Raw genomic sequence first — 22,205 nt, forward strand, 5'->3', positions numbered from 1 at the left:
TGTTATTTGAGGTTTTGGCCGCTGAGCTCGTCGAACAAATGTGCGCGCGTCAGATCGAATGCCAGATGAATGTTTTCGCCGAGGCGCGGTTCCCAATCCGGCAGCGATGCCATGCGCAGCACGAAGCGCAGGTCGGCCAGTTCGCAGTGCAACAGCTCTTCGTTGCCCATGCGCTCGATAGTGACGATCTGCGCCGGGAAACAGTTGGCGCTGCCGGGCGTGCACAGCCGCAGGGACTCCGGCCGGATGCCGAGGCACACCCGCGCATGCGGGTAGTCCGCCAATTGCCGTTGCAGCGCGGGCGGCAGATCGAGCTGATGCTGCAGGCCGATGCGCAGCCGCACCGTTTGGCCGTCGCGCACGATCGCCAGATCGTGCAGGTTCATCGACGGGCTGCCGATAAACTCGGCGACGAAACGGTTGGCGGGGTGGTGATACAGGTTGATCGGTTTATCCACCTGCATGATGGCGCCGCGGTTCATCACGCAAATGCGGTCGCCCATGGTCATCGCTTCGACCTGATCGTGGGTGACGTACACCATGGTGGCAGCGGCGCCTTCCTGCTTCAGTTGATTGTGCAGTTCGATCAGCTGCACGCGCATCGACACCCGCAGCTTGGCATCGAGGTTGGACAGCGGCTCGTCAAACAGAAACACCTTGGGTTTACGCACGATGGCGCGGCCGACTGCCACCCGCTGACACTGGCCGCCGGAGAGCTGGCCCGGCTTGCGCTGCAGCAGGTTGGTGATCTCCAGTTTTTCCGCCGCGTCGCGCACCCGGCGGTCGATCTCGGCCTTGCTTTCTTTGCCGATCAGGCCGAACGCCATGTTCTTGTACACCGTCATGTGCGGGTACAGCGCATAGTTCTGGAACACCATGGCGATGCCGCGATCCTTCGGCATGCTGTCGTTGACGCAGCGATCGTGGATCAGGATCTGCCCCTCGCTGACGCTCTCCAGCCCGGCGATCATCCGTAGCAGGGTGGATTTGGCGCAGCCTGACGGGCCGACGAACACCATAAATTCCCCGTCCTCGATGTCCAAATCAACGCCGTGCAGCGCGTGGAAACCGTTGGGGTAGACTTTTTTAACGCTGTTTAACTGAATTCCGGCCATGTCGTTTACCTTGTCTGCGCGTTAGCCTTTCACCCCGGCGCTGGCGATGCCCTGGATGAAATAGCGTTGGAAAATAATGAACAGCATCAGCATCGGGATCACCGCCATCAGCGCCCCGGCCATCAGCAACGGATATTCCACCCCGGCGCGGCTGGAGAGCGAGGCCAGCCCAACCGGCAGCGTCAGCTTCTCGGTGGTGGTATTGACGATCAGCGGCCACATCAGGTTGTTCCAGCTCCACAGGCCGTTGATGATGATGCAGGCGATAATGCCCGGCCGGATCAGCGGCAGCATGATGCGCCAGAAGATGGCGAAGTAGCTGTAACCGTCGATCAAGGCCGCTTCTTCCATTTCCTTCGGCACCGCCAGAAAGAACTGGCGCAGCAGAAAGGTAGCGTAAACGCTGAAAATGCCCGGCAGCACCAACCCGGTGATGCTGTTGACCAACCCCAGCTTCTGCACCACCAGGAATTGCGGGATCAGAAACGCCTGGCCGGGCACCATCAGGACCGATACGCACACCAGAAACACCGCATCCCGGCCGCGAAAATGCAGGCGCGAGAAGCCGTAGGCGGCCATGGTGGCGATCGCCATCTGCAAGGTGACGGTGAAGAAGGTCGCCAGCAGCGAGTTGAGATAAAAGCCGGCGAACGGGATTTCGTGCATCACCCGACCGTAGGCCTGCAGGCTGGGATGCGCCGGCAGCAGCGTCAGCGGGATCTGAATGCTCTCGGCCTGGGTTTTCAGCGAGGTCACCAGCATCCAGATAAAAGGCACCACCGAGGCCAGCGCCGCCAGCCCCATAAACAGGTACACCAGCGTTTTCTTGCTTGCGTTCATGTGCAGCTCCTCAGCTGACTTTCAGGCGCTTGCCGATCGCCATTTGAATCAGGGTGATCACCAGCGTGACGGCGAACAGCACCACGGTGATGGCGGAGGCGTAACCTTTTTCCTGCAGGTAAAACGCGTACTTGTAGAACAGGTTGGTGACGGTCATCACGTCGTTCTCCACCAGTGCGCGGTCGAACATCAGGAACACCACGTCAAAGATTTGCAGGATCTCGATAAAGCTCATCACCGACACGAAGAACAGCGTCGGCACCATCATCGGCAGCGTGATGCAGAAGAAGCGGCGCAGGGTGCCGATACCGTCGAGATCCGCCGCTTCGTACAGCTGGCGCGGAATGCTTTGCAGCCCGGCCAGCAAAATGATGATCTTCAGCGCCAGCGACGACCAGATGATGATGATGGACACGCTGATGCGCACCACGTCCGGATCGGACAGCCAGGCGACCGGCGCGATGTGCAACAGGCTCAGCGCCTGGTTGATCAGGCCGAAATCCTTGTTGAACAGCCATTGCCACACCATGGCCACCGCCGCGGGCATGGTGACCGCCGGCAGGAACAGCAGGGTGCGCAGCAGGCCTTTGCCGCGGATATTCTGGTTGAGGCCAATCGCCAGCAGCAGCGACAGACTCAGGCTGATCGGCACGCAGACCACCACGTAAAACAGGGTGTTGGCGGCGGCGGTGTAAAAGTCGTCGTCTTCGAACAGGTTGAGATAGTTATCGACGCTGATGCTGCTCCAGCGCATGAATTGGTTGAGATCGGTAAAGCTGTAAAAGATGTTTTGCAAAAAGGGGATCAGGTAAAACACCGTCACCCCCATCAGCAGCGGCAGGATCATCACCCAGCCCCAGAAGCGTTCGGCACGTTCGAGCCGATTGAGCGCGGGGCGGGCGGTGCGCCGGGATGGTTTCAGGGTGACCGTAGCCGTTTCTGCCAGCGACATGTTGCCATTCCTCACCTATGACTTTCAGCAGGGTTCCACCGCAGCGCGCGCTCGGGGCAGCGCGCCGCGGCGGGGCGATTACTGCTCCATGACGCGCGCGATCTTCTTGACCGATTTGTCCATTTCCTGTTTGGCGTCCGCGCCCATAAAGATCTTCTTCAGGCTGGCGATCCACATGTTCTGCCATTTCGGCGTATTGGTGCCGGCGGTGGGATAAGCCTGGGTCACTTCCAGGGTCTGGATGTAAGGCGTGACGTCGACCTTTTGGATCTGCTGCGCCCAAACTTTGGCCGCCGTCTTGTTGGCCGGGATCACCACCTTGGCCAGCTCCGCCTGCGAGGCTTCGCTGTTCATGAAGGCGATATATTTCCAGGCGGCCTGTTTGTGGGCGCTTTTGGCCGACATGGCGAAGGCCAGGCTGTGTGCCACGCCGGACTGACGTTCAATTTTCGGCATCATCACCACGCCGATGTGATCGTTGATCAGCGGGTTATTGGCGAACGGCGCCGCCAGCCAGGAGCCGGCATAGACCATCGCGGCGCGGTTGGACTGGAAGATGTTCTCGGTTTTGACTTCGCTCATCTGCTGGGCGCTCGGCATCAGGCCGTCTTTCATCATGCCCTGCAGCTGCTGATAGACCCAGATGGACTTGTCGTTGGCGATGTCGGTAGGCTGGCCGTCCTTGGGCACGATGTGATTGCCGTTTTGGAACAGCAGGTTCATGTAGCTGTCCTGGCCGTCGATGCTGAGGTCCATCACCAGCGGGAAGGCGGCGCCTTTCAACCCGTTTTTCAGGGCGGTGGCCTTGCTCTTCAGATCGTCCCAGCTCCAGTCGCTGGTGGGGTAGCTGACGCCAGCCTGATCGAACAGTTTTTTGTTGTACCACACGGCGATGGAATCGACGTCGCGCGGGATGGCCATCTGTTGACCGTCGTACTGGTAGGCTTTCACCGAGCTGGCGACCACGTCGTCCAGCTTAAGGCCGCTCTCCTTAATATAAGGCGCCAGCGGCTCCATAATGCCGTTTTTGGCGTACTGCACAAAATAAGGCATATTAATCCAGAATATATCCGGCGCTACGCCGCCGGCGGCAGCGGAATCTAATTTAACGAAATATTGCGCCGAAGGGGTTAATTCTATTTCTATTTTTATATCCGGGTTGACCTGTTCAAATCGCTTGGCGATCTCCTGTTCGGCGGGTAATTGATTCCTGTCCCAAACGGCATAGCGTAATGTTATTTTGTCTGCTGCATGGAGCAGGGTGGGTAATAATAATGCGCTGGCAAGAATGGAGTGCGCCAGCAGGCGGCCGGTATTTTTTATCGGTGACATTGCTTTCCCCTCGGTGAGCGACGAATAACGTTTTTCGCAACGTAAATTCTTTCTATCCCTTAACTTTCAATGTGTCAATACACCCCCGAACGCCCAAAAATGGGGCATGTATGTTTCATTGTTGTTAAAATCGAAAGGCTTTTACGCCTAAGTGAAAGGTCGATCTGTTCACATTTCATTAACCTTGTGGCGGGTTTTTTCCCCGGTAGTGCGGCATTTAGCGGTCTTCGCAGGCATAGGAATAACTGATAACCCTTGCACCACAATGGGGATTAAAAACATTTTTATTGTGCAAGCTCCAGCTTCTTTCATTTTTGTGATGCAAATAAACAAAAAAATCTTCCCGCCGCCGTCAGAAGAGAGGGCAGGAACGTTTTTTATTACTGGCTATTGTTTGTGGCGATAAAAGGCGCTAGCCTGATTTTTACACCGATTATTCATGAGAAATAAAGAGGGCTGATTATTATGCGCCTGTCTCTGGTATTTACCCATAGTCTGGAAAAAGTATTTCATCGCCGCAGCATGCCATCCATTTCCGTAGAAAATCGGCTGAGCGGGCTGAATAACGAGGTGCTTTCCTGGCAGGCGGTATACTGTTTGCAAACGCCCGGTAACGAGACCCGCCATGAGCTGTGTTATCAACTTGACGGGCCGCTGGCGGATTATATCAGCGTGCGTCAGGTGCGATCGGTGCCGAGCGGATTTCCCTGTTATCGCGAGAGCGATGAAAATTACCTGACCACCGAACCGGGATTATTTCCCGATCCGCTGATGCCGCTGCCGCAACGGCGTTTTTTCGCCGCCTGCGGTTATTACGGCAGCTTATGGCTCACCCTGACGCCGCCGGCCGCCATGACACTGGCCGGCGATGTCCCGTTGACCCTGCGCCTGCTGGATGCGCAAAGCGGCGAGACACTGGCCGAAGCCGCACTGACGCTGCACTTGGTGCCGGCGGCGTTGCCGCCGCAAACCCTGTTGCATACCGAGTGGCTGCACACCGACTGTCTGGCGGATTACTACCGTCTGGCGGTGTTCAGCCCGGCGTACTGGCGCGCGGTGCGCAACTTTGTGCGCTGTGCGGTGCAGGCCGGCGTCAATATGCTGCTGACGCCGCTGTTTACGCCGCCGCTGGATACCGCCGTCGGCGGTGAACGCACCACGGTGCAGCTGGTGAAAGTGACGCGTTCGGTGCAGGGGTACGGCTTCGATTTCAGCCGTCTGGCGCAATGGGTGGCGCTGGCACAGGAAGAGGGCATCGAGCATTTCGAGATCGCGCCGCTGTTTACCCAGTGGGGCGCGGCGCATGCGCCGAAGATAGTGGTAGAAGATCAGGGCGAGACGCTGCCGCTGTTCGGCTGGCACACCGATGCGCAGGGCGAAGCGTATCAGCGTTTCCTGCACGCGCTGCTGCCGGCGTTGACCGCCTGGTTTCGCGAACGGGGGCTGGAACGGCAGGTGTGGTTCCACATTTCCGATGAACCGACGCTGGACAACCTGACGGCCTACCAGCGTGCCAGCGCCGCGCTGCGGCCGTTGCTGGGCGGTTTTCGCACCTTCGACGCGCTGTCGGATTTCGCGTTCTATCAGCAAGGCCTGGTGGAGACCCCAGTGGCGGCGACCGACCATATCGAACCCTTTATCGAACACCGGGTGCCCGGGCTGTGGGCCTATTATTGCTGCGTGCAGAAGACCGAGGTCGCCAATCGCTTCTTCGCTCAGCCTTCGGCGCGCAACCGCATATTGGGCGTGCAGCTGTATCTGTACCGCATCGCCGGCTTCCTGCACTGGGGATTCAACTTCTATAACAGCGCCCATTCGCGCGAGCGCATCAATCCGTACGCGGTGACCGACAGCGGCCACGCGTTTCCTTCCGGCGACCCGTTCGTGGTGTATCCGGGCGACGATCTGCAGCCGGTGGAGTCGCTGCGCCTGCGGGTGCTGCATCAGGGGCTGCAGGACATGCGCGCGCTGCAGCTGTTGGAGAGTTTGAGCGATCGGGCGGCGGTGGAGGCGCTGATCGAACGCGAGCTGGGCATGCGCATCACCTTCAAGCGTTATCCGCATCAGGCGGGGCCGCTGCTGCGCCTGCGCGAAGCGGTGAACCGCCGCATCGAAGCGCTTCTGGCGCCAATGTGAAGGCAAACGGGGGCGAAAATGCGTCTTTCGCTCCCAAATCGCCATTACTTTGCTATACCTGATAGTCGAGGGATTCATTTTATTGTCATGTAACTGACATGTCAGGGTCACGGCTCTGGCTTAAGTTTGCAGCGACTACGTCAGGAGATAACGCGATGTTCAGCCTGGATTCTTTGTTGCAAGATGCATTTCCACACCGCAATACCCCTGCCTGGCAGCGCAGCCTGCTAAGAACCTTACTCTTCGAAAAAGAATTCAAACAGTTCGCCGCCGACTATCCCCACCTGAAAGGATTGGATCTGATCGAGCAGGTGGTGGACTACTTCAACCTCAGCTGCGAGCTGGTGGACGGCGATCTGGAAAACATCCCGAGCCAGGGGCCGGTGGTGCTCGTGGCCAACCATCCGATCGGCTCGCTCGACGGCCTGGTGCTGCTGCGCGCCGTTGCGGCGGTGCGCCCGGATGTGAAGGTGGTGGCCAGCCAGCTGCTGACCTATATCGAACCGCTGCGCAACCTGTTCGTGCCGGTGGATAACGTCGCCTATAAAACCAGCCGCAAACAGATTGAAGGCATGCAGCAGCAGTTGGACAATCAGGGCGCGCTGATCCTGTTCCCGGCCGGCGAAGTGTCGCGCATGAGCCCGAAAGGCATCCGCGACGGCCACTGGCATACCGGTTTTCTGCGTCTGGCCGCCAAGGCGCGCGCGCCGATCGTGCCGATTCATATCAGTGCGCGCAACAGCAACCTGTTCTACTTTACTTCGCTGGTCTACCGGCCGCTGTCGACGCTGCTGCTGGTGCGCGAAATGTTCCAGCAGCGCGGCGGGCGCATCCGGATCCGCATCGGCGGCCGCGTGCCGTTCGCCAACTGGCACGACGGCCACACCAGCGCCAAGGATCTGGCGGAGCGCTTTCGCCGCCATGTGTACCGACTGGGCCAGGGCAAGCCGGGGTTGTTCGCCAGCGAATCGCCGATTGCGCTGCCGGAAGATCGTCTGGAGCTGAAAAAGGCGCTGGCGAACTGCGAACGGCTGGGGGTGACGCCAGACGGTAAAACCATCTACCTCTATCGCCGCCATGATGAAGCGCGCACGCCGATCCTGCGGGAGCTGGGGCGTCTGCGTGAGATCGCTTTCCGCGCTGTGGGGGAAGGTTCCGGCCGCCGTCGCGATCTGGACAGCTACGATGACGATTACTACCACCTGGTGCTGTGGGATGAGGAAGAGCTGGAGATCGTCGGCGCCTATCGCTTTATCCCCACCGCCGAACAAATCGCGCGCAAGGGACTGGAAAGCATCTACAGCAACAGCCTGTTCCATTACGACCGAGATATGGAACCGATCCTGGCACAGGGCATTGAACTGGGGCGCAGCTTCATCCAGCCGGCCTATTGGGGCAAGCGCGGGCTGGACTATTTGTGGCTGGGCATCGGCGCCTATCTGTCGAAATACCCGCAGTACCGCTATCTGTTCGGGCCGGTGTCTATCTCCGGCGGCATGCCACTGGCAGCGCGCGATCTGCTGATCGCCTTTTATCGGCTCTATTTCTCGCCGGATCACGCCTTCGCCCAGTCGCGTCGCCCTTATCCGGCATCGCTGCCGCAGGTGCTGGCGCAGTTTGCCGGAGATAACTACCAGGAAGATCTGGTGCGGCTGAAGAGCCTGCTCAGCAACATCGGCTGTTCGATCCCGACGCTGTACAAACAGTACACCGAACTGTGCGAGCCGGGCGGGGTGCAGTTTATCGACTTCGGCACCGATCCGGCCTTCAACAACTGCATTGACGGGCTGGTGCTGGTGGATACCTCGCGGCTCAAGCCGTCGCGTTATCAACGTTACATTGCGGTGCATCAGCCGCAGGAAGCCGAGACGGCATGATCGGCGTCTGACTCATGCCTTTTTGATCTAAGCACGACCTTGGGGCCGGCGACGGGATAGCGCTACGATAAACGTTTTGCTTTCCACCGCCGGAGCCTTGCATGCCTCACTCGTTTATCCCGTCGCTATTGTCCGCCGATGAGCCGCCCGCCGTCGCCATTGAAACCCCGCACGGCGGCGCGCCTTTTTTACTGCTGTGCGATCACGCCGGCAAGGCGATACCGCAATCTCTCGGCGATCTCGGTTTGCCGCCGGGGGAGATCGAGCGCCATATCGGCTGGGATATCGGCGCGCTGAGCGTGTCGCGCCACCTGAGCCGCCAGCTGGACGCTACGCTGATTCATCAGCGTTACTCACGTTTGGTGATCGACTGCAACCGGGCGCCCGGCATCGCCAGCTCGATCCCGCATTTGTCTGAACTGACGCCGATCCCCGGCAACATCGGCATCGACGCCGAGCACGCGCTGGCGCGTGAGCGCGAGGTGTTTCTGCCGTATCACCGCGCCATCGACGATCATCTGGGGCAGCGCCGGCTGCGCGAACTGCCGACGGCGGTCATCGCCATGCACAGCTTCACGCCGGTGTTCAAGGGCGAGTCGCGCCCCTGGCAGGTAGGGCTGCTGTTTAACCGCTACCCGGAATTCGCGCATCTGCTGGCCGAACTGCTGCGCGAAGAAGGGGATCTGCAGGTGGGCATAAACCAACCCTATGCCATGACGGACGCCACCGATTACACCTTGCCGGTGCATGCGGAGCGCCGCGGCTTGCCTTATGTCGGCATCGAAATTCGCCAGGATCTGATCGCCGATGAACAGGGGCAACAGGCATGGGCGAAACGTTTCGCGCGCCTGTTGCCGCAGGCCTGGCAACGCTGGCAAATTTGACTTTAGGAATATTCCCAGAGATGATAACCGTAAGGAATACGTAAGACGTCATTAGAAAAAAAGTCAGGAGAGACGTGTGGAGCACAGCGATAACGGACTGTTTATCAAACGGGAGCGTTTTGAAGTTCTGGCGATTCTGCGTGAAATTTGCAAACAACGCACGCCGCTGCGCGTAGAAAATCAGCAGCACCGGTTTCAAAGTCTGTTATTGAGCGTCGGGCCGGACAATATCGTGTTTAGCGGTGAGGAAGCGGAAAGCGCCATCGACGGCGCCTGCACCATCGTGATTGAAAGCAACGACGCCAAGATCGAGTTTTCCGTCGGCCAGGCGGAGCTGACCGAACATCAGGGCGTACAGGCCTGTTCGACCCGGCTGCCGCAGGAGCTGGTCTATATCCAGCGCCGCCGTCAATTCCGCATCACTACGCCGCACTGGCGCCAATTCTTCTGCACCGGCGAGTACCCGGACGGCACGCCTTATGAGCTGCGGATCCACGATCTCTCCGCCGGCGGCGTCGGTTTGCGTTTCGACGGCCCGCTGCCGGATTTCTTCCAGCCTGGCCTGCAGCTCAAAAAAGCGGAGCTGGATCTGGGCAGCTACGGCAGCTTCAAGGTCAACATGGAGCTGGTGGTGGTCAACGACGATCAGGAAACTGACGACAACGACCAGGCGGTACGCTTCTCGCGCCTGTCATGCCGCTTCCTCAAGTTGGGGCTGGCGATGGAGCGCAAAATCCAGAGCGCGGTATTCGCTTTCGAGCTGGATTTCAACAAGAAGAAAAAGCGCTGACCCTCTCTTCCGGCGCGCCGGGCGGTATCCAGCCCGCCTGGCGCGCCGCCACTCTCTTTCCCTTCAGGGAACGTAAATGATCTCGAAGCTTGATGTCAGATCGCTGTAGAATTTTTTGCCGCCGTCGACATAAATAACCTGCAAATCGTAGCGGTAGACCAGCTTTTTGTCCGGATGAAGGATCAGTTCCAATACGGAAATCTTTACGTTGACCGATTGCGAAGGGTGTTCTTTATCCAGCTCAATGGTCTGGTTGTCGATGCTGACCAGCATGCGTTTGATCGGCCGCGGCCCGGTGGGATCGTAGGCGCCGCTGTCGCTGCGAAACTCAACGGTTTTATTGATGTCGGCCGGGGCGGATTGCTTGATGAAATCCGGCAACCTGTTCTGGTATTTGGCGTCCAGCGCCAGCATCACCAGCAGATTGTCCGGATTGAAGCCGGTGAACTGCACGGACAGGTAGCCTTTGAGCAGCGGGTTTTGCGGTGATCGATCAAACAGAGCATCCCAGATCAGGCCGAACTGGCTGGCGGGCAGCGTAAATGAATCCACAATGCCGCTTTGCAGGTTGATCAGCGCGTTTTTCTCCTCCGTCTTGCCGTCCGGCAGGCTCAATAGCAGCGTTAGAGTATCGGCGTTGGCGAACGGCGCCAGTTTGCCGCCCGGCTCCATTTGCGTGAACTGGGCGGTGGCGTCGCTGATGCGCGCTTGATTGACTTTTGGTGACAGGAAATAGTCGAAGGTCACCTCTACATCGTTGAGTGAGGTCGCGTTCGGCGCCGCCGTAAACGAGATCGACAGCATCGGTTTGTCGTCCTCGGCGGCGTTGGTTGCCAACAGGAAGCTATCCGGCAGGTAGTAAAGATAGTTTTTTCGCACATAGTCCTGGTAATAGTTGTACCACACTTGCCCGAAGGCCAGCGGAGTCAGGATCAGTTGCAGACTCGGCGGCGGCGGCAGGATGCCCTGATAGATATAGGGGTAGTAGTTCTCGGCGAAGTAGAAGACTTTCGGCGAAGTGATGGTGTTGAGCAGCCCGTTATCGGTGACGATGGCGACCACCAGCGTGGTTTGCGAGTCATAATCCGACAGCGCGCGCAGCAGCGCGTCACGCTGTTCCAGACGATCCAGATCGAGTTGCGCGCGGTAGCGGGTTGGCGGCGCGTCCAGCAACACTTGTTCGAAAATCATTTCTTCGACCTTGCCGAACGTGCTGAAGGTCAGAACCACGTAAGGCACCTGTGCGACCGGGCGGCTGAGCGCGAAATCTACCATCATGTGCCAATGGCTGCCGTCGCTGCTGGTGGTGATGCGATAGCGCGTCTCTCCCGAGACGATTTCGGTGCAGACATCGGCCTGCAATTCGTCGGCCAGTGGCACGGGCGCTGCGCGGTAACGCAGGCGGGGAGATTCGGCGTCGGGAAACTGTTCGCGCGCGTTGTCCAAAATAACTTTGTTCAGCGTCACCAGATCATTGAGAAAGATATTCATAGCGTTCCTCTTGGTAAGAAAGGCGTGCCAGATGTCTGAACTGGTTCAGGCAGGCGGAAGTCCAAAGAAAATGACCGTCGTGGCGGCGATAGAGCGGGGTTTCCGCGTTGGCCGGCGGCATCCGCCAAACCGCCAACGCCTCGATCGCCGGCGACAGCTGCGGCACCCCTTGCCGCTGGGCGTACTCCAGGGCGGTGAGCCACTCATGCGGATGGGCATAGTAGGGCGTTAGCGCATTGAGCCGATCGTAATCGCCGCCGCTCCAGCGCACCGCCTGATTGAGCATGCGAATAATGCGTGGGTAGGCCGGCGGAAGGCCGCCGTGCCTGGCGTTGAGCATATGGATCAAAATCAGCGCGTTGGTATTGACGCAGCAGTCCAACTGGGTGATATCGCCATCGTCTTTCATCCAGCTGTGAAAGGCATAACATTCCGCCCATTGGTGCTGCGTCGTCGTTAACCGCCGTTCGACGCGCTGTACCTGGTAGGCCTGCATGTGCGCCAGCGTTTGTCGCGCGTGCGCTAATGAGCGGCGTCCAAATCGGTACAGCAATTCGGTGATGATGGCGGTGTCGTCGATGTCAGCATCGATCCGCTGGCCCGCCATCCAGCCGGGGTGCGCCGCAGCAGGCCAAAAGCTGAAATGATGGGGCCGCGTTTCGCACTCAAGCAGAAAATCGAGCGCCTTCTCGATATGCGGCGCGGTCTGGGCGGTGTAGTCCAGCGTGCGTAATACCTGAGCGGTGACAAACGCGTTTTCATCCCGGTGCCAACGGCCGTCCGGCGTTCTGACCTGCGCCGGAAAAGCGCCGCTGGCGGATTGCTGCGCGAGCAGATCCGCCAATCGCCACGGCGTGACGCCCGCAGGCGGGGGCAAGGTAGTGGGCACGGTCTCGAAATGGGTGTTTTGCGGGCTGAAAGTGCAGCTGATGCTTTCGTTGCCGAGCCGGTCGCTGGAGAAACCGACGACGTTATACTGCAGCGGGATCCGTTCGGCCACCGCCCGGTGCAGCAACGGCAGCGTTTGGTCGCCAGAGGCCAACAAGGCGCTGACGCCGTCGTAGACGCGGCGGTTATCGCCAAAGAAGCTGGCCGCCATGGTGAACAGCGTGACGTTTTCCAGGCGGCCGTTCGGCGCATACGCCAGGCTGAATCCGTAGGTGGTCGCGGGAAAGTCCCGCTGGGCAGAGGTTTGCCCCAGCGCGCGATCCAACAGCGGAAACAGCGCGCAGAATTCGTTTTCCCTGGAGAAAAGGCGCATGACGGTGCGGATATCGTCATGCGTTATCCGCGCGCTGTGCCACTGGTAATAGTATTCCTGCGGCGAGTCGGCTTGCTCCGGGTAATAACCGACCATCAGTAACGTCAGCCCCGCCGCGCGGCAGGCCTCGGCGGCTAGCGGCCCTTGCAAGCCGCCGGGGAGATCGGCTGCGCCGGCAGGGGTTTCGGAGTACACCTTGGTCTTAACCCCATCCGGCGTGTATTTGCGCCCCAGCCAGGAGCCGAAACGCAGCGGCTGGCCGTCGCGCTGTACGGTGGCCAGCCGCCGAGCGGGATCGGCGAGCGGCGCGGCGACGATCTCCTGACAGCGCTGCGTAAATGCCTCGGTGCCGCGCTGTTCCGCATAACGCGGCAAAAAAGGATCCAACGTGCAGGAAATCGCCCGCGGCCTGGCTGACGAGACGGTGAACTCCAGCGGGCTGCCGTTATAACCGAGCAGGCTGGAGGTAAACGCGGCGGATAAAAAACCGGACGCCATCTTCGCCTGGCCGAAGCGTGCGATGTCAGGGGCCAGCGTGGTTTCAAGGTAAGGGGCTTCCTTGCACAAAGCGCTGACCAGGGCGTTCCATGTCGCAGGTAACACGGCGTTGCGTTCGGCCATGGCGTTCACCTAAACCAGATTGGAGATGACGATGGCCGGCGGGTTCTCGCTGCCTTCGCGTTCGACGGTTTCGCCCCCGACCAGGAAGTAAATGAGCTTGTAAGCGATCGTCCAGGGTTTCTCCGTCAGGCAACGGTACTTGAAGGTTTGGCTATCGTGCTTATCGTAGGTGAAGGGGTATTTCTTGCTCTTGCGGCTGCCCTTGTCATCCTGATAACTCAGCTCTACCAGCACCTGATTACAGTTGTCCCACGAGAACGTGCGATCGAGGAAAATGCTGATTTCGTTGAACGTCAGTACAGAGCCGGGATCCATATTCAGCAGGGTCGAGGCCGATCTGGATTGCGGCTGGTAGCTGCTGCTGCCTTCCCAGCCGGAGGCGGCGGCGGACTTGAAGGCGAATTCGCTGGTGATTTGGAACAGCTCGTTCTTGTCGCTGCTGCGGGCGATGCGCTTGGTCCAGGTGCCGTCATCGTTGGTGAACGGCGCGCCGGTGTAAACCTGGCCGTTGTAACGGATGCTGAACGTGGCCGCCTTGATGCCGTACTCTTCGAAGCTGTCCGGCCCCAATACGCTCAGGTCGAGCTGTTGGAAGAACGGATCGTTGACATTGACCTGAATGAAGTAAGGCGCGGTCTTCTGGGCATGCAGGATATCGCTGCCGATAAAGTTTTGCGGCACCGCAGACTGGCTAAGCGCTTTCGACGAGGTGTAGTTGAAGTTCAGGCTCTTGGTTTCTTCGATGCGCACCAGCTTGATCTCCAGCGAAGCGCTGGGGAACAGGCCGCCTTTGCCGGCTTCTTCGCCTTCTTTCTTGTCGCTGGCGATCAGCGAGTCCAGGATGGCGTCACTGGCGGATTTCGCCTGCGGGTTGCTGTCATCGTTCGGTTTGAGCGTGGCGCTGAAGAAGCTTTTCAGGATCTCCTCCTTGACGAACTGCAGAGCCCACTCTTTTTCTTTGGCCTCTTCGTCACCCGGCATGCTTTCGGTGACCTTGATCACCAGTTTCTGATCCTGCTGCAGTTTTTTAATGACGCTGTCGAAGCCCAGCCAGAAACTGGCGGGCGTCTCCACCGGGATGGGGATGTTGGCGCCGAATTTCAGATCGAACTCTTTGTAGATGCTTTCGAACTGTGCGGTGACCTCGACCTTCAGCGCCGGCGTGATGCCGGTGAAACTGAGGTTATAGGCGACGGCGGCCGGCGCCTTGGCCTGGGTGAATGCGGCCTCGAGGATCACCGCCTGAGACGGCGTCAGTTTGGCGCTGAAGATGGCGCTGTTGTTACCGAACAGGCTTGGGCAAGGGGCGCTGATCAGCTCGCCGTTGGTGGCGCCCGCGTCGAGCACGAAGAAGTTCACCGTGCCTTTATCGTACGGCACCTGGGCCTTGCGGGCGTTTTTGGGATCAACTTTCAGTTTACGCAGGTAGTCGTTGAAGGCGCTGTTGAGCACCGCTTCGTCGATCGCCGTATTGACCTCGAAGTTGATGTACCCCCCTTGCGGGTCGCTGGCGTCGCCGGTGTATTTGATCAGCGAGAATACCGGTTCGCCCGACTTCTGCGCGATATGAATGTCCCCGGGCAGATACCAGAACTGGTTTTCGTCTGAATCGTCGGCGAAGAAGGTGATGTTGTTGATGGTGGCGGTTTTGGCTCTGAGTAATAACATGGCGTTTCCTTATTAACTGAGGTTGGCGAGGTCAATCGCGTTGGCGTCGGTCGAACACTGCACGTTTTCGGGCCGATCGCCGCCCGCGCCCGGCTGATAGGTAAACCAGATATCCAGATCGACGGTCAGCTGCGCCGGATCGAGCTGATCGGCGCTGAAACGTTGGGGGGCGGCGTCGGATTCGGTAAATTGAAACACCTGCTGTAAGGTCTCCGTCGGCGTGCAGGCGTAGCTGGCGGACACGATGACCATTTCCACCTGGCGCCAGTCCATGTCGGCCGACAGCGTCAGCTCGCGCTGGTGATAGAGGGTGGAGAACAGGTACACGTCCTGGCCGGTCGGCTCTTGCAGATCGGCGGAGAGATGTGGCGAGTTGACGGCGGCGCTGTAGGCTTTGTTCACCTCGAACTGATACTCGCCGGGCTCCGGCAGCATGACCGGGTAGTGGGCCCGCGGGGTGGCAGGGTCAAGCTGGAAGCTGCGCGACACGCTGCTATTCGGCTGTTGCCGGTGGCGGTAGCGCAGCGTGACCAGCACGGATTGATAGCGCTGCCAGTCGAACTGCTGCGCCGCTTCGATCGCGAAATCATAACGGCCATAGAGCGACTCGATGTCGAGAAAGACCTCGCTCATCTCCGTCTGCAGGCTGCCGGAGCTGACCGAAGTCACGCCGCCTATCGACTGGTTGAAATACACGGTGAAGTCATACTCGACCGGCCACAGCATTTTTCCCGTTTTCGGGTCGATCAGACTGGGCTCCTTAAAGCGTTTGGGGCCGAGGTCGTCGCGGGTAAATTTCAGCTGGCGGCTGTTTAAGCCATAGCGCAACCGTGCCGTCACCAGCAGGATATTGGCATCCAGCGTCTCCGACAGCAGGCTGACTTGCACCTCGCGGTAGGCGAAAAAGTCATCCTGCAGGTCGCGTTTGACGATCGCGCTGTCGGCCTGATAGTCCGTGCCAGCGACCAGCTGGGCGAACAGGGCCTGCGGATAGAGCGAGCGCTGCACGACGGTGGTTTCGCTGATCTTGCCGCTGAGGCGGCGCTGGTCGATGTTCTCAATCGAGACTTGTTGCAGATAGAAACCGGCTTTGGGGCTGGTCTGCTGCGGTTCGTTGGCGATAACCGGCGTGAAGAACTGGCTGGTGAGGATCTGCGTCAGCTCGGCGGCGGCCTGCGCCAGATGGCCGTCGGGATCGGTATCCCTGACCTTGACGGTGACGATTTTTTCGCTGATCAACTGGGCCGAGGTCTGCTCGATGCCGACGGAAAAAATCAGCAGGTTAAAGCCGATAGCGCGCTGCAGATATCGATACACCTGGTCCCAGTTGGCTTCCAGTTCGAAGGTGGCCGGCGGCAGCTGCTGCAGATAGTCGATTTTGTAACTGACGGCGATCGGCGTCGAGGCCGGCGTGCGCATCAGGCTTGCCAGCAGCAGGATGTCATCGTCGTCGTTCAATTTGGCGGACAGATAACAGTATTGCTGGTCGCTCAGCGAGGTTTTGTTGGTCTGCCCGGGGATCAGACCGGGAATATTCAGCGTCGCGCTGCAGGCGATCGCCTGCAGCGGCAATAAGATCGCATCGCGCGGGATGTCCGGGCTGGCGTTGGCGGCGCGCTGCGCCGCCGCGGGCGTACTGGCCAGCTGAGTCTGCAGCGACAACGTGGCGTAGTAGAGATCGTCCGGTTGGTTGAGGTTTCTGAAAATTTGCAGTTGAACGTCGGGCCGATCGCCCTCGGCGACCTGCACGCTCGGCGCGGCGGCGCAGTAGTAATAGACGGGTCTATCCGGATCCGCCCGAATAAAACAGATGTCCTGCATGATTACCTGATCGTTCATGGCGGCAATCCCACGTCATCGGAGAGGGGGCCGGAGCAAGGCGGGCTTGCCCCGGCGGAATCGGCCGTCAGAAGGTCACGACCACGATGGTGCTGGCACCGGTGACCGGTTTGCCGACGGTTTTCTCCTGGTTATCACCGTAATAGACCGTGGCGGTGTAGCTGATCTCCACCTCGTTGCCTTGCTGCATCATGTTGAATGTCAGGTATTGGGTGAGCGACTTGGTATCGAACTCGGTTAACGCAATAGGCAGCGTTTGCGAGAAGTCCCATTTTGGGTAGTTCACCGTCATCTCGAAGGTGATCAGCGAGACGTCTTTTTGCGACGGTTTGAAGATGATGGTGTATTTCTGCTGTTTCGGCAGGGCGTTGGCGATCAGGATCTGATTGGCGCGCGTTTCGCCATAGCCGGGCAGCTGCGGGTTGGTTTCCACCCCCGGCGGCAGATAGGTCAGGCTGTCGCCGTCCAGCGCATAGTAGTCGGCTGAGTAATAGAGCGGCTTGTCCACGTTGGTGCCGATCGGATAAATAAACGGCACCGGTGGGTTTTTGTCGCTGACCACCTGGGTGTATTGCTTGAGCGGCACACTGTGCTCTTTGTCTTCATATTGGGTTTTGATGACCACCTGGCTGAAGACCGCCCAGCCCAGCGGATCGAGCAGGGTGGAGATATCGGCATAAACGATGCCGCTTTGCGCCGCGTTGATGGTGACCACGAGGTCGTCTTTGACCTGGATCTCGCCAGACTGGTAAGGCCTGGCCTGCATGCCGGTGAAGTTGACGGTGTAATGGTAATGGTAGGCGCGGCCGAGCTCGGGTTTGATAAACCACTTGTCGGTTTTTTTCGGCCCCGAATCTGTCGGGGTAAAGGTCAGCGTGCTCTTGAGATCGTTATCGTATATCGCGGTGACCACGATATTGGCGATGTCATACTTCGCCAGGTCTTCGGTGACGAAGAATTCCGGTTGAATGTACTGATAGAACGGGTCGTGGAGGTCGTACTCTTTGAAGTACTGATCCAAATCGGCTTCGCCGACGATTGAGCGTATCGACGGCAGCTGCGTTTGCGGGTAAATGGTGGAGGACACCACGGCGTTCTCTTCATACTCGCGGGTGAAGCTCTGCGTTTGCGAGATTTTGGACTCGAATTTGTCGAAACCGTCGGCGTCGTTCAGCAAATTGAGACTCATGTCGATGCCGGTTTGGCTGCTCAGGATCTGTTCGACCTGCTGTTGCCCCCAGTTCCGCAGACTCTCCTTCCATTTATCATAGGCGGCGGGTTCCATGCCCATCTCCGCCGCCGTCAGCCCGATCTGCACGTCTACCTTGATCGCCTCTTTGGAGTAAAACTCCTGCTCGATTTTTTTCTCGTCGGCTGACCAGGTGTGACGGTTGATGGTTTGCGCTACGGACTTGGCCTGCTCGCTGTTGTAGGTGACGATCACCTTGGCTGCCGACATGGAGGCATCCAGTGAGAGGTCGAAGCGCACGCCGACGCTGGAGTTTTTATCGGTGCCTTTCAGCACCTGCTCAAACAGCGTGGCGCCTTCCCCGGTCAGCGACAGGCTGAACACGGTATTGTTGTCGCCGAGGCCGGAGGGGGACAGCGGCGTTGGGATCTGGCGATAGAATTTATCGTTGCCGTCGAGGATCAGCATGGCCTGCGCCGAGGTGTAGCGCGGTTGCATCAGTTCGATTTTCGCGGCGTCCGCCGGCATCAGCTCTCTGAGGAACTGATCGTCGCCTTTGCTGCTGTCGTAGAGCGCGACAAACCGGTTGAGCTGTTCGTCGCTCAACCCGGTATTCTTCTGCGCCTGGTCCATCGCGGTCTTCTTGGCGTTGTTTTCCGGGTCGGCTTCATAGGCCTGTTTCGCCTTGATGTAGGCGACAATCAGCTGGGATTTTTTATCCAACGGCCCGTTTTGCTTGCCGAGGCCGTCATACAGCTGCAGGCGGATGCGGTCTTTCATTTCCGCATTCGGCTGCGGCAGCTGCACGGTGAATTGCGCGTAACCGCCTTGCGTATCTTCACTGCGGTATTTGTAGAACATGAAGCTGGGGGTGTCGGCGTCCCGTTTGGCAAACACCGGGATCTCCGGCACCACGTAGAAGATATCCTTGCTCTCGCTGTCGCCGTAGCAGGTGTATGCGTATTCCTTGACGCCCAAATATTCGGTGACGTCGATCTTTATCGATTGCTGCAAAGCGGTGGTTAACATAGGGCGGTCCTCTTGTTGGTATCACTTGGTGTATTGCAGTTTGATCGGGCCGGTGGTGGCCTGTAGCGGGCCGGAGTCGTAGTTTTTGGGGAATAGCGCCGCCGTTTTCCCTTGCCAGCGATAGTCCACCCGGCCGTTGAGGCCGGCGGCGTGGGCGTTGATCCACCAGTTGGCTTGCCATTGCGTGGCGGAAAAGGCGAAGGTGAAATTCTGTTTTTTGCCCTGGCCCGCCGGGATATAGCTGGCGCTGCCGGAGATCGTCTTGAATTCGGTTCTGAGATGCTCGGCGTCGAACAGCAGGCTGTAGAAACCCAAATCTTGCGGCGTCAGCGCGATGGCGTCCTGCCACGCCAGCCGGCTCTCGAAACTGGTGTAATCGGCGAATGTCACCTTGAGCGCGATGTCGCTCGCCGCCGTTGTGGTTTCCAGCGTCACCGGCGGAAAATTGGGCCACGCCATCGGGGTCAGCTGGTCCGCCCAGCGCAGCTCGATCGCCATGATATTGAAGCCTTTCGGCTCAAACCCCAGGCTGACGGTGCAGCGTTGAGGCTCGATGGGCTTGTCCGGTCTGCTGGGCTCAGGCAGGGGCGTGGCGGTAAAGGAGATGATGCCGTCGACCGGCAGTTGGCTCAGCAGCCCGGCGATGTCTCGTTGCTGTTCCAACAGGTAGCGCTGTGGCACGGTGTCGTCGTATTCGATTTGGTAATTCAGTTTGTTGGGGATCTGCTCCGGCGAGGAGATATTGCGCAGCGTGTTGGCGATCAGCAGCGAGGCGGTATTCACCAGCGCCTGGCGAACGCGTTCTTGCGTCTGCAGCGAAGGGGCGTTGTCGTACTCCGCTTGCAGAATGACGACGCCGGCGTCGATTTGCTGGTTCAGCAGTTTGGCGATCGCTTCAGGTTGGCGCGCCTGCTCGTTGAAGGCCAGGGTGACAAACGCCACCCAATCGGCCTGCAAACTGGCGCTGACGCGGCTGCCGACGCTGAAGCGGCTGCGGGTGAGAAAATAGACCTGATCTTGGGTGCCCTGGATGGCGCTGGCCAACCGGGCTGCCTCTTCATGGGTCAGCGCCATTTTGGACTGCTCGAATTCGACGCTGTAAGCGGCGGCGGCAGGCCGCTGTGCGAAGTGCAGCCACAGCGATTGCTGGATCTCTTCCTGCTCCAGGGTGATGGTTTGCGGCGCTGGGACGAAATGGCGGCGGATATAGTCCTCGATCGCCGCCCTGTCGACCGGCAGCTTCGGTGCAATGAAGGTCGCCAGGCCGCCGCCGGGGCTGGTCAGCAGATGCAGCGAGCTGATCTTCCCGGCCGGCGTCTCCTGCACCACCTGCGGCGTATAGCTGCCGTAGGTGTAACAGCCGCTGGGGCGCGTTTGATCGTGAAACGCCAGCGCGCGGTCAAGAAGAAAGAAGTTTTGCAACGTACGTTGTGGATCCAATTCGTCGGTCATGGTGTATCACCCTTGATATCGATCGTTTGGTTGCCGGTCACATAAGGCGACCAGGAGCCTGCGGGGGGTTTATAACGAAAGCCGGCGGCGTAAATGGAGGTGACGTTCCATTTGTAGACGAAGCTCGGCTGCGAATGCGTGAAAGTGCGATCGCTGGTGCGCTCGCTATCCTGCGGCTGGAAGGTCAGCGTGGCGCTCAGCGACTGCGGCGGCAGCTGAACGGTGATCGTCGCCTGCTGCGCGCCAAACTGTGGGAAGCTGTAGGCGCCGATGGTGGCGCTTTGCGCGATCGGCGCAGGCAGAGAGACGGCACCGGTACCTGACAGCGAATAGGCCGTCACCTCGGCAAAGGTATTTTCATCCAGGACTGGCGCGCTGAAATAGGGCGCCGAGGCGGTTAACGCCAGCGTCTGACGCCAGTCGGCGGAGTGGTAAATGCCGCCAAGCCGGCTTTGCTGCGCGAACCCCGGGTCGATATTGAGCGTCAGGAATCGGCAGGGTAAGGCGGTATAGTCCAACAGCAGTTGGTCTTCTTCGCTTGGCTGTCTATCGCCCGGCAGCGTGCGATAGACGCCGTCATGCGGATAGTTCACGCGCAGCTGGTAAAAAAAGGGCTGCGCGTTTAGCGCGCTGTTGCGGAACTTGAACGTGAGCCAGGAGCGGTCGGGCTGCAGCGCCTGGGTTTGCGTTTGCTCGATGGGATAGAGATTGCCGGGCGGCACGGTCAGCTGTATATCGATCGAGACACCGGCCTGCAAGCCCAACGGATAAGCGTAAAAGACGTTGATCGCTCGCTCTCCCGACGGCAGCGGCGGAGTGGTGGTGCGGTGGATGATGGTGTCGGGCGACACTTTGGCGATCTGCTGCGCGGCGGCGAACGGATCCAAAATAAAACAAAGCGGCCGCTGGGCCAGCGCGATCGCGGCCAGGTCAACACGAGTCCGCCCGCTGCTGGGTGGCGGTGTCAGACGGATTTGCGCGACGTTACTGGCGGCAGGGCCGGCATAAGGCGCACCGTACAGATTGTATAGCCGGTCGAGCAATGTCTGGCTGAACAGCAGATCGCTGGCGGGATCGTTCACCGGCAGCGGCGGACTGATTTCCAGCGGCAGGCGGGAGAGATTGCGGCTCAGGTAAATCGTCAACCCGTCGTAGGGAAACGCGATCCCGCCGTCATCCGTCGGGTGTGCGCCGTCCACTCCGGCCGCCAGCGCCAGGATAAGGGCGCGCGCATCGCACTCCGCCATATAGACCAGGCGCGGTGATACGCCTTCGACGAAGCCATCCATGCGCGCGTTGAAGCCCAGCGTGTCGTCGAGCAGGGTACGTTCGATCAGCTGCGTGCTCTGCGCATTGAGTAAAATGATAAATTGAATATCCTGCGTCGTATACCAGGTGGCGTCGTAATGCTGCCCGTACAGGTCGCTGTGATAATCGATAGGCACGTCAAACCCCAGGCTGCCTGGCAAAACGGGCAGGGCTTTCACCGCACAATCCGGGTACTGCTGTTTGAAGGCGTTCAGGCTCTGTTCGCCGGCGAACTGCAGCTGCGTGGTGAAATTCAGCCAGCCATACAGGCTTTCGGTGCTGTAGCTGCGGACGATATCCAACGAAAAGGCCAAGGGATCGGCGGCCAAAATGCTGAGCGCATCCGGGTATAAATAATATGCGTCGTCTTGCAAATAGGCGGCGACGAAGCGGTGATTATCAAAAATCATAATGTGTTGAA

15 protein-coding genes are annotated in these 22,205 nt (G+C 59.2%); 4 read left to right on the plus strand and 11 right to left on the minus strand.

Annotated elements, in window-relative coordinates:
- Positions 1–2 precede the first annotated feature (2 nt).
- The 4 genes from ACRAWE_RS06915 to ACRAWE_RS06930 form a co-directional block, all read right to left on the minus strand.
- Positions 3–1,115 (minus strand): ABC transporter ATP-binding protein, encoded by a 1,113-nt coding sequence (locus ACRAWE_RS06915; protein ID WP_019452622.1) that lies wholly within the window; start codon positions 1,113–1,115, stop codon positions 3–5.
- 21 nt (positions 1,116–1,136) lie between these two features.
- A complete protein-coding gene (locus ACRAWE_RS06920; protein ID WP_019452621.1) occupies positions 1,137–1,955 on the minus strand; it encodes a carbohydrate ABC transporter permease in 819 nt (272 codons plus the stop codon).
- A gap of 10 nt (positions 1,956–1,965) precedes the next feature.
- Complete coding sequence (locus ACRAWE_RS06925; protein ID WP_019452620.1) at positions 1,966–2,907, minus strand: carbohydrate ABC transporter permease; 942 nt, start codon at positions 2,905–2,907, stop codon at positions 1,966–1,968.
- 78 nt (positions 2,908–2,985) lie between these two features.
- Entirely contained in the window at positions 2,986–4,239 is a 1,254-nt protein-coding gene (locus ACRAWE_RS06930; protein ID WP_432525154.1) for an ABC transporter substrate-binding protein, read from the minus strand.
- Between the two features lie 465 nt (positions 4,240–4,704).
- Between ACRAWE_RS06930 and ACRAWE_RS06935 the strand changes: the two genes are divergently transcribed.
- From ACRAWE_RS06935 to ACRAWE_RS06950, 4 genes are all read left to right on the plus strand, one after another.
- Positions 4,705–6,375 (plus strand): DUF4091 domain-containing protein, encoded by a 1,671-nt coding sequence (locus ACRAWE_RS06935; RefSeq protein WP_309530359.1) that lies wholly within the window; start codon positions 4,705–4,707, stop codon positions 6,373–6,375.
- 155 nt (positions 6,376–6,530) lie between these two features.
- Complete coding sequence (locus tag ACRAWE_RS06940) at positions 6,531–8,252, plus strand: lysophospholipid acyltransferase family protein (RefSeq protein ID WP_019452617.1); 1,722 nt, start codon at positions 6,531–6,533, stop codon at positions 8,250–8,252.
- Positions 8,253–8,353: 101 nt separating this feature from the next.
- Positions 8,354–9,136 carry an N-formylglutamate amidohydrolase gene (locus tag ACRAWE_RS06945; RefSeq protein WP_063919541.1) on the plus strand — a complete coding sequence of 261 codons (783 nt, stop codon included), beginning with the start codon at positions 8,354–8,356 and terminating at the stop codon, positions 9,134–9,136.
- A gap of 76 nt (positions 9,137–9,212) precedes the next feature.
- On the plus strand, positions 9,213–9,926 hold the full coding sequence (locus ACRAWE_RS06950; RefSeq protein ID WP_432525155.1) for a flagellar brake protein: 714 nt from the start codon (positions 9,213–9,215) through the stop codon (positions 9,924–9,926).
- A 63-nt stretch (positions 9,927–9,989) separates the two neighbouring features.
- Here the strand turns inward: ACRAWE_RS06950 and ACRAWE_RS06955 are convergent, their stop codons facing one another.
- The 7 genes from ACRAWE_RS06955 to ACRAWE_RS06985 form a co-directional block, all read right to left on the minus strand.
- Entirely contained in the window at positions 9,990–11,417 is a 1,428-nt protein-coding gene (locus tag ACRAWE_RS06955) for a hypothetical protein (protein WP_432525156.1), read from the minus strand.
- A complete protein-coding gene (locus ACRAWE_RS06960) occupies positions 11,398–13,299 on the minus strand; it encodes a hypothetical protein (protein ID WP_432525157.1) in 1,902 nt (633 codons plus the stop codon). The genes ACRAWE_RS06955 and ACRAWE_RS06960 overlap by 20 nt, the downstream gene beginning before the upstream one ends.
- Before the next feature lie 9 nt (positions 13,300–13,308).
- Positions 13,309–14,967 carry a hypothetical protein gene (locus tag ACRAWE_RS06965; protein ID WP_019452612.1) on the minus strand — a complete coding sequence of 553 codons (1,659 nt, stop codon included), beginning with the start codon at positions 14,965–14,967 and terminating at the stop codon, positions 13,309–13,311.
- 12 nt (positions 14,968–14,979) lie between these two features.
- On the minus strand, positions 14,980–16,806 hold the full coding sequence (locus tag ACRAWE_RS06970; RefSeq protein ID WP_019452611.1) for a hypothetical protein: 1,827 nt from the start codon (positions 16,804–16,806) through the stop codon (positions 14,980–14,982).
- Between the two features lie 67 nt (positions 16,807–16,873).
- Positions 16,874–19,024, minus strand: a complete 2,151-nt coding sequence (locus ACRAWE_RS06975; protein WP_063919537.1) for a hypothetical protein — start codon at positions 19,022–19,024, stop codon at positions 16,874–16,876.
- A gap of 21 nt (positions 19,025–19,045) precedes the next feature.
- Complete coding sequence (locus ACRAWE_RS06980) at positions 19,046–20,476, minus strand: hypothetical protein (protein ID WP_432525158.1); 1,431 nt, start codon at positions 20,474–20,476, stop codon at positions 19,046–19,048.
- Entirely contained in the window at positions 20,473–22,194 is a 1,722-nt protein-coding gene (locus ACRAWE_RS06985; RefSeq protein ID WP_432525159.1) for a hypothetical protein, read from the minus strand. Before ACRAWE_RS06985 ends, ACRAWE_RS06980 begins: the two co-directional genes overlap by 4 nt.
- Positions 22,195–22,205 lie beyond the last annotated feature (11 nt).

This window comes from Serratia sp. BFP-2025, assembly GCF_050880365.1.
Classification (GTDB): domain Bacteria; phylum Pseudomonadota; class Gammaproteobacteria; order Enterobacterales; family Enterobacteriaceae; genus Serratia; species Serratia surfactantfaciens.

Coding starts and splice junctions, on each gene's coding strand:
- ACRAWE_RS06980 (WP_432525158.1), bottom strand. CDS start 20,476: ATGACCGACGAATTGGATCCACAACGTACGTTGCAAAACTTCTTTCTT.
- ACRAWE_RS06915 (WP_019452622.1), bottom strand. CDS start 1,115: ATGGCCGGAATTCAGTTAAACAGCGTTAAAAAAGTCTACCCCAACGGT.
- ACRAWE_RS06955 (WP_432525156.1), bottom strand. CDS start 11,417: ATGAATATCTTTCTCAATGATCTGGTGACGCTGAACAAAGTTATTTTG.
- ACRAWE_RS06975 (WP_063919537.1), bottom strand. CDS start 19,024: ATGTTAACCACCGCTTTGCAGCAATCGATAAAGATCGACGTCACCGAA.
- ACRAWE_RS06970 (WP_019452611.1), bottom strand. CDS start 16,806: ATGAACGATCAGGTAATCATGCAGGACATCTGTTTTATTCGGGCGGAT.
- ACRAWE_RS06925 (WP_019452620.1), bottom strand. CDS start 2,907: ATGTCGCTGGCAGAAACGGCTACGGTCACCCTGAAACCATCCCGGCGC.
- ACRAWE_RS06940 (WP_019452617.1), top strand. CDS start 6,531: ATGTTCAGCCTGGATTCTTTGTTGCAAGATGCATTTCCACACCGCAAT.
- ACRAWE_RS06930 (WP_432525154.1), bottom strand. CDS start 4,239: ATGTCACCGATAAAAAATACCGGCCGCCTGCTGGCGCACTCCATTCTT.
- ACRAWE_RS06935 (WP_309530359.1), top strand. CDS start 4,705: ATGCGCCTGTCTCTGGTATTTACCCATAGTCTGGAAAAAGTATTTCAT.
- ACRAWE_RS06920 (WP_019452621.1), bottom strand. CDS start 1,955: ATGAACGCAAGCAAGAAAACGCTGGTGTACCTGTTTATGGGGCTGGCG.
- ACRAWE_RS06985 (WP_432525159.1), bottom strand. CDS start 22,194: ATGATTTTTGATAATCACCGCTTCGTCGCCGCCTATTTGCAAGACGAC.
- ACRAWE_RS06965 (WP_019452612.1), bottom strand. CDS start 14,967: ATGTTATTACTCAGAGCCAAAACCGCCACCATCAACAACATCACCTTC.
- ACRAWE_RS06945 (WP_063919541.1), top strand. CDS start 8,354: ATGCCTCACTCGTTTATCCCGTCGCTATTGTCCGCCGATGAGCCGCCC.
- ACRAWE_RS06960 (WP_432525157.1), bottom strand. CDS start 13,299: ATGGCCGAACGCAACGCCGTGTTACCTGCGACATGGAACGCCCTGGTC.